This is a genomic window from Micromonospora sp. NPDC048843, assembly GCF_040649965.1.
In the GTDB taxonomy this organism is placed as follows: Bacteria; Actinomycetota; Actinomycetes; order Mycobacteriales; family Micromonosporaceae; genus Micromonospora; species Micromonospora hortensis.
Map to the genome: position 1 here is coordinate 1 of NZ_JBEZGJ010000200.1, position 12075 is coordinate 12075.

General features: G+C 69.9%; 10 protein-coding genes. 8 read left to right on the forward strand and 2 right to left on the reverse strand.

Annotated features, from left to right (window positions below):
• The first annotated feature begins 138 nt into the window (after positions 1–138).
• Both AB0C20_RS31260 and AB0C20_RS31265 read left to right on the forward strand, forming a co-directional pair.
• Positions 139–813 (forward strand): response regulator transcription factor, encoded by a 675-nt coding sequence (locus tag AB0C20_RS31260; RefSeq protein WP_357186283.1) that lies wholly within the window; start codon positions 139–141, stop codon positions 811–813.
• 65 nt (positions 814–878) lie between these two features.
• Positions 879–1445, forward strand: a complete 567-nt coding sequence (locus AB0C20_RS31265) for a PadR family transcriptional regulator (RefSeq protein ID WP_357186279.1) — start codon at positions 879–881, stop codon at positions 1443–1445.
• A gap of 52 nt (positions 1446–1497) precedes the next feature.
• Here AB0C20_RS31265 and AB0C20_RS31270 read toward each other — a convergent pair whose 3' ends face one another.
• A complete protein-coding gene (locus tag AB0C20_RS31270) occupies positions 1498–3195 on the reverse strand; it encodes an MFS transporter (protein ID WP_357569328.1) in 1698 nt (565 codons plus the stop codon).
• Positions 3196–3356: 161 nt separating this feature from the next.
• Positions 3357–4895: an aminotransferase class III-fold pyridoxal phosphate-dependent enzyme gene (locus AB0C20_RS31275; protein ID WP_357186273.1), complete on the reverse strand. Its 1539-nt coding sequence runs from the start codon at positions 4893–4895 to the stop codon at positions 3357–3359.
• Between the two features lie 127 nt (positions 4896–5022).
• Here AB0C20_RS31275 and AB0C20_RS31280 point away from each other — a divergent pair, with 127 nt between their 5' ends.
• The 6 genes from AB0C20_RS31280 to AB0C20_RS31305 form a co-directional block, all read left to right on the forward strand.
• Complete coding sequence (locus AB0C20_RS31280) at positions 5023–6048, forward strand: methyltransferase (RefSeq protein WP_357186270.1); 1026 nt, start codon at positions 5023–5025, stop codon at positions 6046–6048.
• A gap of 82 nt (positions 6049–6130) precedes the next feature.
• Positions 6131–7249 carry a sensor histidine kinase gene (locus AB0C20_RS31285; protein WP_357186267.1) on the forward strand — a complete coding sequence of 373 codons (1119 nt, stop codon included), beginning with the start codon at positions 6131–6133 and terminating at the stop codon, positions 7247–7249.
• Positions 7246–7905 (forward strand): response regulator transcription factor, encoded by a 660-nt coding sequence (locus AB0C20_RS31290; protein WP_112581714.1) that lies wholly within the window; start codon positions 7246–7248, stop codon positions 7903–7905. Before AB0C20_RS31285 ends, AB0C20_RS31290 begins: the two co-directional genes overlap by 4 nt.
• A 105-nt stretch (positions 7906–8010) precedes the next feature.
• Complete coding sequence (locus AB0C20_RS31295) at positions 8011–10086, forward strand: multicopper oxidase family protein (RefSeq protein ID WP_357569329.1); 2076 nt, start codon at positions 8011–8013, stop codon at positions 10084–10086.
• An 88-nt stretch (positions 10087–10174) separates the two neighbouring features.
• Positions 10175–11296, forward strand: a complete 1122-nt coding sequence (locus AB0C20_RS31300; protein WP_357569330.1) for a ScyD/ScyE family protein — start codon at positions 10175–10177, stop codon at positions 11294–11296.
• Between the two features lie 129 nt (positions 11297–11425).
• Positions 11426–12075: response regulator transcription factor (locus AB0C20_RS31305; protein ID WP_357569331.1), on the forward strand; the 650-nt coding region annotated here is incomplete at its 3' end.

Below are 12075 nucleotides of genomic sequence, written 5' to 3' on the forward strand. Positions count from 1 at the left end.
GCCTTCTCGAAGCCGGTCAGGCCGGTCATCTCGATCAGCTCGTCGGCGCGGCGGGCCGCCTGTGCGCGCGGCGGGCCACCAGGGCGCTTCGGTCGAGCTCGTCGTGCCGCTGCTCGCCGTCGGGGCGGGGGCTGGCCGGTGACCGTCACGATGATCGAGCCGACCCGCATCGTTCTGGTCGACGACCACGTAGTGGTGCGCGACGGCCTCCGGGAGATCCTCGACGCCCAGCGCGACCTCGTGGTCGTCGGCGAGGCCGGCGACAGCGGCGCCGCGATCAACGAGATCCGAATCCGCCAGCCCGACATCGTGCTGCTCGACGTGCAGATCCCCGGGGACGGGGTGACCACCACGGTCCGCCGGATCCGTGACGTCGCGCCGGCGAGCCGGGTCATCATCCTCAGCATGTTCGACGGCCCGACGCTGCTGCGTGAGTTGTTGACCCTTGGCATCTGCGGCTATCTGCTGAAGAACTCGACGCGCCAGGAGTTGGTGGCGGCGATCCGCAGCGCCCGCGCCGATGACGCCCCGGTGATGCTGGCGGTGTCGCGAGAGAGCCTGACCCAGGTGCAAGGGCCAGTTCACAGCACGCTGTCGGACCGTGAGCGCGAGGTCCTGCAACTGGTTGGTCAGGCGATGAGCAACGCTCAGATCGCCGGCCGGCTCTGCCTGTCGGAGGCGACGGTCAAGCGCCACCTGCGCAACATCTTCGCCAAACTCGGTGCGGTATCCCGGATCGACGCGGTCAACAGGGCCATCGCGGCCTCGCTGATCGTCCTGCCGAGGCTCTGCGACCCGACGTTTCACGGATAGCAGGCTGCTCAAGGATTGCTCTGGGTAACTTGCCCGCAAACGGGCACTCGTGTTGGACTAATGCCGTGAATAGCACTCGCCTGTTCGTACTCGGAGCGCTCGCGCGCGGGGGCCCCATGCACGGGCACCAGATCCGCCGGGCGGCCCAGGTCGACCGTACCGAGCTGTGGAGCGACGTCAAGCCGGGGTCGCTCTACGGCGCGCTGCACCGAATGCAGGTCGAGGGCGTCATCGAGGCGATCCGGACCGAGCAGGAGGGCAACCGGCCCGCCCGCACGATCTACGCGCTCACCTCGGCCGGCGCGGCGGAGCTGATCGATCACCGCGACGAGGCGCTGCGCGACACCAAGCTCCGTCACGACCCGGTCGACCTGGCCCTGCAGAACGTGATCGACCTCGGAGAAGACGCGCTGCGCGCGATCATCGTGGCGCGCCGGAAGGCCCTCGCCGAGCAGCTCGACTCGTGGCTCGCGCTCCGAGAGCTGGCGGCGCCACACATCCGCGGTCTGGAGTGGACGACCTTCCGTCATACCGAGCTCCGACTCCGTACCGAGCTCGCCTGGCACGACGAGCTGCTCGACCAGTTGCCCAAGCTGATGGCCAACCAACCGACATCGATGACCACATCGTGACGGTGCCAGCCCCGGCCCCGGTGGCATCTCCGGGGCCGGGGCTGGCGGCCTGTCACTGAGCGGGCTCGGGCTGGGTGGTCACGTTCCAATCGGGCTTGCTCGCCTCGGCCCAGGGCTCTTCGGGCCGGCGGGGCAGCAGGTAGACGAGAAGGAACGTGAGGATCACCCCGACCAGGACGGCGCCGACGGTCCACTGGACCGCGCGGTTGAAGTTGGTCTCCAGCGCCGACGTGGCAGCGCTGTCGAAGGCCTCGCCGACCGGACCTGGCGCCGAGTCCGCGCAGCCGGGCGGCGTGGCCGTCGGATCCGACGCGCGCGACTGGCGGATGAAACAGTCGGCGAAGGTGGTCGTCGCCGCGCTCGCCTCGGCCGGCGGCAGGCCCGCCGCCACGAGCGATGCCTGAAGCTCCGGGCTCGCCTTCTCAGCGGCCGTCCCCGAGTACGAACCGAGCGTTCCGAAGAGGACCACGCCGGCCACCGCGACGCCGATCGCCTGGCCGAGACGCTGGGCGGTGCCGAGCACACCGCTGGCCGCGCCCGCATCCTGCCAGGGCACGCCGGCCAGCACGATCTCGACGCTCGGCGCGATCACCAGGCCCGAGCCGAAGCCGGCGAAGAGCAGGGCCGGCAGTAGCTCCAGGCCGGAACCCCACCAGTGGATCGTGGCGATGATGCCCACCATGCCGACGATCACAATGCCGGCGCCGAGCATCAGGACGCCGCGGCCGAGCGCTCGGGCGACGTTGTCGGAGATGGCCGCGCCGACCAGTGTGCCGAACGAGAACGGCAGCAGGATCAGGCCCGTCGTCAGGGCGGACTTCTCCAGGCCGATCTGAAGGTGCAGCGAGAGTGCGAAGAGCAGGCCGATGAAGCCCGCGAAGTAGCAGAGGCTGATGCCGACGCCGGCGGAGAACGAGCGGTGAGCGAACAGCCGCATGCTCACGAGCGGGACCTGGGCACGTCGGGCGCGGCGCAACTCCCACACCGCGAAGACGGCCAGCGCGGGCAGCGCCGCTGCCATCGAGACGAACGTCCATGCCGGCCAACCCAGGCGCTGGCCCTCGACCAGGGGTACGGCCAGCAGCAGGACGGCGGCCGAGACGAGCAGCATGCCGATCACGTCGAGCCCACCGCGGCGGCCTCGCGACTCGGGCACCAGGATCAGCGCGGCGACGAACGTGGCCAGGCCGATCGGCACGTTGAGCAGGAACACCGGTCGCCAGTCCCAGCCGTTGAGGTCCCACGCGATCAGGAGGCCGCCGAGGAGTGGGCCGCTGGCGGTCGCGATGCCGCCGATCGCGCCGTAGATCCCGTACGCCTTGCCGGTCTCCTTCGCCGGGAACGTGGTCTGGATCAGCGCCAGCACCGGCGGGTTGAGGATGCCGGCCATCATGCCCTGCACCACCTGGAACGCGATCAGCTGGCCGGGTGTGGCCGCGAGCGCCGACGCCGCCGACGCGAGCGTGAACCCGGCGACGCCGATGAGGAACAGCTTGCGGTGGCCGAAGCGGTCGCCGATCCGGCCGGCGGGGATGAGTAACAGGCCGTAGCCGAGCGCGTAGCCGGCGATGACCCACTCCATGGCCGTGTAGGTCGACCGCAGGTCGCGCTGGATCGGCGCGACAGCCACATTGACGATCGTCGTGGCCAGCAGAATCATGAATGCCCCGGCCAGAATGACGGCCAGGATCAGCCATCGGCGCGGATTGGGTGGGGCGGTGCTGCGTTCGTCGGTCCAGCTCTCCGTCATCGCGTTCCTCCTGAAGTCGGACGGGGTCGACAGCGGACCCACCCTTCGACTACACGCCGTCGCGTACGATTAGTCAAGTACGGCTATTTGCGTATGACCTGTACGGCACATGAGGAGGGCCCGGGTCAGGAGCTGACCCGGGCCCGGTGACGCAGAGGTGGCTACGACCAGTCGGAGGAACCCGAACCCCACTCGGAGGAGCCGGAGCCCCACGCGGACGTCGCCGGCCACGCCAGGTCGAAGGGGAAGTCGTTGGCGCGAAGCTCCAGCGTGCTCTCCAGCACGGCATCGGTCAGCCGGTCGACGTCGGCGTCGCTGTGAGCGCCGCCGGCGAAGAACATCGGCATACCGAGCGTGTAGATGCCGCGCTTGCGCAGCAGCAGCGTGAGGATGAACGTCGCCGGGTTGAGTGCCCGCGAGTAGTCCCGGTAGTCGGTGTAGGAGTCTTCCGGAAGGAACTGGAAGCACCCGATGTAGTCGCCGAACCCCACCATGCGCAGCGGGATCCCCTCGGCCGCCCGGAACGCGGCCAGCCGCGCCTGGACCCGGTCGACCTTGGCCCGCAGGTCGGTGTAGTAGGCGGGCCCCTTGTCGCGGAGCAGCTGGAGCGTGGCCAGCGACGCCGCCACCGACAGGTAGTTACCGGTGTGGCTGCCCTGCAGGCCGGTCTTCTGGCCGAAGTCGGTCCAGGACTGCCCACTGGTCTGCGAGATGTCGAGGATGTCGGCCCGACCGCCGATCGCCGACAGCGGCAGCCCGAGCCCGCTGATCACCTTGCCGTAGGTGACGAGGTCGGTCGGGATGTCGAACTTCTGCGCGGCGCCGGCGAGCCCTGAACGGAAGCCCGTCAGCACTTCGTCGAGGATGAACGGCACCCCGAGTCGCTGGGCGGCGACCGCTACCTCGCGGATCATCGGGATCGTCGTCTCCTCGAACGGGAACGACGAGGCGGCCGGCTCGGCCAGGATGCAGGCCAACTCGCCAGCGTGGCGCTCGATCAACTCGACGGCGAGCGCCGTGTCGTTGGGCAGGATCAGCAGGTCGCGCGGCTCGGCCGGTGTGACGCCGGCAAACGCCGAGACCAGCGGAATGCCGTCCTTGCCGATCTCCGGGAACGGCACCGCGGGATGCCCGTGATACCAGGGCGCGGTGTTGTGGACGGCCAGATCGTGGGACCCGTGCAGGGTGCCCTCGAACTTGGCGACCATCCGCCGCCCGGTGTGCGCACGGCAGAGCCGGATCGCCGACTGGGTGGCGCCCGTACCCGAGTGTTGGAAGGCGAACTTCTCGTTGTGCGGGAGGATCTCGCGCAGCAACGTCGCGAGTTCCAGCTCCAACGCGTTGGTGTAGCCGTTGCCGGTGCCCTTGCCGAGGTGCTCGCGGACGAAGTCGACTACCGGCGCCGGATTGTGCCCGTGCAGCGCCTGAGCGCCGTACCCCATGTGACAGTCGAGGTAGTTGTTGCCGTCGATGTCGGTCAACGTCGATCCGCTGGCGGTTGCCGCGATCACCGGAAATGGCGGTGCCTGGAACGGCCAGAACACGTGCGCGGCGGAATCGACCGCCCTCAGTTGCTCGACGTGCGCGGCCGAGGCACCCTGGCGCGCGCCGATCTCGCCGAACAGCTCGTAGACCCACTTCTGCTGCATGAGGTCCTGAATGACCTCGATCGCTCCGCGCTCCTGGTGGCTGGCGCCCATCGTGTCCCCTTCGCATGGCGGCCGTGACAGGCGCAGCCTGCGCCCGCCCGCTCGAACCCGGCTGGAGAACCGGTCGATCGACGCGGCTTCGAGCCGGTCTCGAGCGCCGTCGTCGAAGCTCGCCGCCATGACGGAAAATCGGGTCAATCTCTACTCGCTGACCGACACGATCACGCCGTGGGCAGTGCGGGCCGCGGCGACGCTCGGCCTCGCCGACCTGATCGCCGCGGGCACCACCACGCTCGACGAGCTCGCCGCGGCGACGAAGGCCAATCCCGACGCGCTGCACCGGCTGCTGCGCTACCTCTCGGTCCGCGGCGTCTTCAAGGAGACCGAACCGCGGGTGTACGCCCTGACGGAAGCCGCCGAGTTCCTCAAGACCGACCACCCCGCCGCCCAACGTCCCTGGCTCGACGTCGACTCGATGGCCGGCCGGATCGAGGGCACGTTCAGCTCGCTGACCCACTCGATCCGCACCGGCGACGCGGCGTACCCGGTGCGTTACGGCATCGAGTTCTGGGACGATCTGGCCACCAACCCCGACCGGGCCACGTCGTTCGGTGCGCTGATGGCCACCCACGCGAGCTACTTCGACCAGGTCGTCCAGGGCTTCGACTGGAGCACCGTCAACCACGTCATCGACGTCGGCGGCGGCACCGGTGCCCTGCTCACCGAGATCCTCAAGGCCCAGCCGCACCTGCGCGGCACAGTGGTCGACCTGCCGGGCGTCGTCGAGCAGGGCCGGGCCCGGTTCGAGGCGGCGGGCATCGCCGACCGCGCCGAGGTGGTCAGCGGCAGCATCTTCGACCCGCTCCCGGCCGGCGCCGACGTCTACATCCTGTCGAACGTCCTGCACGACTGGAACGACAGCGCCGCCGAGAAGATCCTCCAGCGGGCGGCGGACGCGATCGGCACGACCGGAAAGGTGCTGATCGTGCAGATCCTGGTCAAGGACGAGAACGACAACTTCCCCGATGACCCGGCCCGGCTGATGTTCATCACCCAGATGGACCTGCGCCTCCTCTCGCTCATGGCGGGCAAGGCGAGGACCTGGCGCGAGTACGCCGAACTGGGCGAGAAGGCCGGGCTCCAGGTGGACGCCAGCACTGTGATCCCCACCGGGCAGACCCTGCTCTCGCTCCGCCGCGGCTGAGCCGACGGGCCCCTTGCTGACGGTTTCCGGTTGGGAAGGGGCCCTCGCTAACGGACCGTGCGCGCGTCGTACCGTTGCGGACATGAACCCGGCCGTCAGGCGAGTCGCGATCGATGCCCTCATCGCTGTCGTCGTCGCGGCCGTCGTGGCGGTGGCGATCCGGGTCGCCGACGAGCCCGGCGCCCGGCCGCCGGACGCGCGCGCCTACGCGATCGGCGCGGTGATCGGGCTGCTGCTGGTCTTCCGGCGCCGCTGGCCGCTGCTGGTGCTGGTCGGCTCGGTCACCGCGCTGATGATCTACTACGCGCTCGAATACCCGGGCATCCCACCCGCCCTCCCGCTGGCCGCCGCCCTCTTCTCCGTGGCGGCCGCCGGCCGGTTCACCTGGGCGCTCGTCGTCGCCGGGTTCTTCGTCGTCCTTGAGCTGATCATGCGGTACACGCTGCTCGGCGAGGGCTTCTTTCCCGCCCTCTCGGCCACCCTCGAAGAGGGTTCGCTGCTCGCGGCAGTGGTGCTGCTCGCCGAGACGATCCGCACTCGCCGGGACCGGCTGGCCGAGGCGCAGCAGCGTCTCGCCGTGATGCGCCAGGAGCGTCAGCACGAGGTCGCCCAGGAGCGGCTCCGCATCGCCCGCGAGGTCCACGACGTACTCGGTCACACGATCGCCGCGATCAGTGTGCAGGCGAGCCTCGCCGACGACATCTTCGACAGCAAGCCGGCCGAGGCGCGGGCCGCGCTGCGGAGCATCCGGGGCGCGGCACGCGACGCCATGCACGAGGTCCGCTCGGCGATCGGCATGCTCCGCGACGCCGGGGAGGTGCCCGACCTGGCGCGCGTCTTCGCAGTCGCCGAACAGGCCGGCGTGAAGGTGCGGTCGGGGATCGCGGGCACCCCGCGCCCGATCCCGCCGGAGGTGGCGCTCTCGGTCTACCGGATCGTGCAGGAGTCGATCACCAACACGGTCAAGCACGCCGAAGCCACGACCGTCGACGTCACCATCGCCTACGCGGGTGACGCCGTCACTGTGGAGATCGTCGACGACGGGGTCGGGTCCGGGGCGGGCCGACGAGGGCACGGGGTGGCCGGCATGCGGGAACGGGCCACGGCGGCCGGCGGGTCGCTCGAGGCCGGGCCCCGGCCGCAGGGCGGGGGGTTCCGAGTGGCCGCGCGGCTGCCGGTCGAGGTGGAGGAGACAGCGTGACGATCCGGATGGTGCTGGCGGACGACCAGACACTCGTGCGGGCCGGCTTCCGGGGCCTGCTCGACCACAGCGACGACCTGGAGGTGGTCGGTGAGGCGTCCAACGGCGCCCAGGCTGTCGAGATGGTCGCCGCCACCCGGCCGGACATCGTGCTGATGGACGTGCGAATGCCGGTGCTCGACGGCGTACGGGCAACGGCCGCGATCGTCGAGCGGTTCCCGGCCGTGCGGGTCATCGTCCTGACCACCTTCGAGCTCGACGAGTACGTCTTCGAGGCGCTGCGCGCCGGCGCGAGCGGGTTCCTGCTCAAGGACATCGAGCCCGACGAGCTGCGCCAGGCGGTGCGGGTGGTGGCCGGCGGCGACATGTTGATCTCGCCGCGGGTGACGAGCCGGCTGGTGAGCGCGTTCGTCAGCAAGGTCGCGCCCACGCCGGTCGACGGCGGCCGGCTGGCGGTGTTGACCGACCGCGAGCGCGAGGTGATGAGCCTGGTGGCCAGCGGGCTGACGAACGAGGAGATCGGGCGCCGGCTGTCGATGAGCCCGGCCACGGCCCGTACCCACGTCCACCGAGCCATGGTCAAGCTCCGCGTCCGCGACCGCGCGCAACTCGTCGTCCTCGCCTACCAGACGGGGCTCGTCGCGCCCGGCAGCTGACTACGGCAGTTGTTTCGCGGGCGGTGCCGGCTACGGCGATCGCCGTATCAACCGGGCGTTCCTCAACGGATGCCGGGCGGTGCGCATCCTTCGTATGTTGGCGTCATGTTTGAGGTCGGAGAGAACGCCGATGGGATCCTGGCCGGGGTCCTGTTCCTGATCTGGCTGTCCGCGGCGATCCTCGCCACGCGGCTGGCCTGGCGGCCGACGCCCGAGGCGCTGCGCAAGAGTGCCCGTCGGCTGCTGCGTCTGCTCGTCGCCGCGCTGGTGGTGCTGGTCGTCAAGTGCGTCGCGATCGGGCTGATGCTCGCCGTCGACTGGATCTTTGCCGACAACCGCGTGATCGTGCAGATGCCGCTCCTGCTGCTGCCGATGCTGGCCGTCGTCATCTGGACCGTGCCGGGCCTACGCGCCCTGGCCAACCGCGACGACGCGCCGGTCGACGCCGAGACGCGCTCCGCCGCCGCCCATCCCCGATTCGTCGTGCCGGTCCAGGTGACGGCCGTGGCGACGGTGGTCGGCGTCTACTTCGCGTACGTGTCCCGTCCGGTCCCGTCCTACCTCGACGACATCGCGACCCACGCCGCGCCGATCCTGCTGTCGGTGGTGGTGCTGTGGTTCTGGCAGGGGCATCGTCTGCGGGTCGTCACCGCTACCGATTTCGCCCGTCGTGGCCGTCGTGCCAGCGCCCTGCGCGCCACCGCGCAGGCCGCCGTCGTGGTGCTGGTCGTCGCCGCCGGCATCACCTACGTGGCGCAGAGCAGCAGGCTGCCCGACCGCATGACAATGACGTCCCACGACAACGTCGACTACGGCGGCGGCCCGTCGATCGGTCACGGTGGCCACGGCGGGACCTCCGTCGACGACCTGCGCGGGCCGCGGACCGGCAAGCCCAACAAGGCATTCACCCTGACCGCGAAGAACGCCACGGTACGGCTCTCGTCGGGCACCGAGATCAAGGCGCTGACGTACAACGGACAGTCGCCCGGGCCGGAGCTGCGGGTCCGCGAGGGAGACCTCGTCGAGGTGACGCTGCACAACGAGATTCCCGACGAGAACGTGACCATCCACTGGCACGGCCTCGACGTCCCCAACGGTGAGGACGGCGTCGCCGGTGCGACGCAGAACGCCGTGGAGCCGGGCGGCAGCTTCACCTACCGGTTCATCGCCGAGCAGGTCGGCACCTTCTGGTACCACACCCATCAGAACCCGCTCGAGGCGATCAGGCGGGGTCTGTTCGGCGCGCTGATCGTCGAGCCGCGCGACGGCCCACCACCCGGCGAGCGGGACTTCGTCGTGCAGGCCCACGAGTGGCGTACGCCGGACGACAACATCGTGTCGTTCGGCACGAGTGACACGCTGCAACGCCAGGAGGTCGCTCCGGGCACGCCGGTGCGTCTGCGCCTGATCAATACCGACAACAACCCGTCCACCGACAGCCGTCCGCGGGCTCTGACCGTCAACGGCACGCCGGTGCGGGTGGCGGCGATCGACGGGGTCGACGTCAACGGCCCAACCCCGCTGACCGACCCGCGGTTCGGGTTGGCTACCGGTGGACGCTACGACGTGACGTTCACGATGCCGGCGGGCCCGGTACGCCTGACCGACCTCGCCAACCGCGACGGCGGGCTGGTCCTGGCGCCACCGGGTGACGCCTCGACGCCGAAGATCGTCGACGACGGGGACCACTTCGACCCGCTCTCGTACGGCTCCGGCGGATCCCGGCCCTTCGACGCCGGCTCGTCGTACGACCGCTCGTTCACCCAACTCCTCGACGACCGGCTGTCCTTCTACAACGGGGGCCTGCACCTGGTGCCGATCATCAACGGGCACAGCTTCCCCGACACGCCGACGCTCATGGTCCGGATGGACGACGTGGTCAAGGTGCGGATCGTCAACCGCAGCCACCAGAACCACCCGATGCATCTGCACGGCCACCACGCGTTGGTGCTGTCCCGCAACGGGGTCCGCGCGACCGGGTCACCGTGGTGGATCGACAGCCTCGACGTGATTCCCGGTGAGATCTACGAAATCGGCTTCAAGGCGGACAATCCGGGGCTCTGGATGGACCACTGCCACAACCTCGACCACGCGGCCAACGGCATGGTGATGCACCTCGCCTACGAGGGCGTCACATCCCCCTATGAGCTGGGGCGGGGCACTCCCAATCAGCCTGAGTAGGCGGACCTGTCGAGCCTTCCTCCACCGGGCCTCGAGGCAACGCCGGCAGCGTCGTTCGCATCCGAACCCCGCTTGCTGAGGAGAACCCATGCTCGACGCGATGCGACGAACGTTGTCGCTGGCTGTGCCGCTGGTACTGGTGGCCGGCATTGCCGCGCCCGCCACAGCGGCCACCTCGACCACTGGGCGACTGACCGTCGTCGCCCGCAACCTCGACAACCCTCGCGGTGTCGCCATCGACCGGGCCGGCATCGTCTACGTCGCCGAGGCCGGGCTCGGCGGCGACGACGTGTGCATCCCCGGCACGTTCGGCACCAACCTCTGCTACGGCTCGACCGGTGCGATCACGGCGGTCCGTCACGGCTGGCAGAAGCGAGTCGTGACGGGCCTGCCGTCGCTGCGGAGCACTGGCGCCGGCTTCTCCGTCTACGGCGCCCACGACCTGGCCTTCGATCGGCAGGGCAAGCTCCTGGTGGCGATGGGCTACAGCACCGACCCGGTCTCGCGCGACCTGCTCGGCGCGGCCGGGGCCACGATGGGAACCATCCTCCGGGTCGAGGGGAAGCGCCGCTGGTCGGTCGTCGGCGACCTCTCCGCCTACGAGGGGCAGAACAACCCCGACGGGGTCATTCCGGAGAGCCAGCCGTACGCGGTCGTCGCCGACGGGCGTGACGTCTACGCGCTCGACGCGGCCGCCAACGACGTGCTCCGGATCGACCGTCGTGGCGTGGTCACCGCCGAACACGTGTGGCCACAGGAGCAGGTGCCGGCGCCGCCGGAGTGGGGCCTGCCGCCCGGCTCGACGACGCCGATCCAGTTCGTACCGGTCACCATCACCCGCGGGCCGGACGGCGCCTTCTACATCGGTCAGCTGACCGGGCACCCCTTCCCGAACGGTGGCGCCCGGGTGTGGCGGCTGGTGCCCGGCCAGGAACCGACGATCTTCGCGACCGGTTTCACCAACATCATCGACATCGCCTTCGACAAGCGGGGTCGACTGGTCGTGCTGGAGATCGCGAAGAACGGGCTCAGCTCCGGGGATTCCACAGGTGCGTTGATCCGGGTGGAGCGCGACGGCAGCCACCGGGAGCTGGTGAGCACCGGCCTGGACTCCCCGATGTCGTTCGCCATCGCCAAGGACGGCAGCTTCTACATCGCCAACAAGGGCCTCGGCATCGGCGAGTTGGTCCGTCTGTCCACACGAGACTGACAGAATCGCGCGGCGATCGTGGCGTTCTTCGTGTCGGGAGGACGCCACGATAGCTGTGGCGTCACACGGCCGCGATACGGTGCCAATCGTGTGCACGCTGGCGGCGGGGGATGGGGTCTGGGGGTTAGGTTGACGCGGTCCGACGGCGGGTCTCCCGCCGGCGCCACCACCATCCTCATAGTCGACGACCACGCTCTCGTCCGCGAGGGGCTGCGCTGGGTGCTCGAGGTGCACGCCGACCTCGACGTGGTCGACGAGGCGGGCGACTCGGCCACCGCTGTCGCCAAGGCGGCGTCGGAGCGCCCCGACGTGGTGCTGCTCGACGTCGAGATTCCCGGCGACGACCCGGTGGTCACGGTGCGCCGCATCCGTGAGGTGTCGCCCGACAGCGCGGTCGTCATCCTCAGCATGTATGACAGCCCTGACCTGCTGCGCCGACTGATCGCCGCGGGGGTGCGCGCGTACCTGCTCAAGAGCGTGGGTCGTGAGGAGCTGGTCGCCGCGATCCGCAAGGCCCGCGACGGCAGCGGCTCGGTGCTGCTCTCGGTCTCCGGTCAGAGCCTGGTGCAGGTGCAGAACGCCGAGTCCGCCATTCTGTCCTCCGTCGAGCTGGAGATCCTGCAACTCGCGGCCGAGGCGATGACCAACGCCCAGATCGCGCGGCGACTCGACCTGACCGAGGCCACTGTGAAGAGCCACCTGCGTCGCATCTTCGCGAAGCTCGGCGCGGTCTCCCGCATCGACGCGGTCAACAAGGCGGTGGCAGCGTCACTGGTGAC

Excerpts from the sequence above, each read along its gene's own strand:
- AB0C20_RS31270 (WP_357569328.1), bottom strand. The coding sequence starts at position 3,195 with ATGACGGAGAGCTGGACCGACGAACGCAGCACCGCCCCACCCAATCCG.
- AB0C20_RS31275 (WP_357186273.1), bottom strand. The coding sequence starts at position 4,895 with ATGGGCGCCAGCCACCAGGAGCGCGGAGCGATCGAGGTCATTCAGGAC.
- AB0C20_RS31295 (WP_357569329.1), top strand. The coding sequence starts at position 8,011 with ATGTTTGAGGTCGGAGAGAACGCCGATGGGATCCTGGCCGGGGTCCTG.
- AB0C20_RS31285 (WP_357186267.1), top strand. The coding sequence starts at position 6,131 with ATGAACCCGGCCGTCAGGCGAGTCGCGATCGATGCCCTCATCGCTGTC.
- AB0C20_RS31280 (WP_357186270.1), top strand. The coding sequence starts at position 5,023 with ATGACGGAAAATCGGGTCAATCTCTACTCGCTGACCGACACGATCACG.
- AB0C20_RS31300 (WP_357569330.1), top strand. The coding sequence starts at position 10,175 with ATGCTCGACGCGATGCGACGAACGTTGTCGCTGGCTGTGCCGCTGGTA.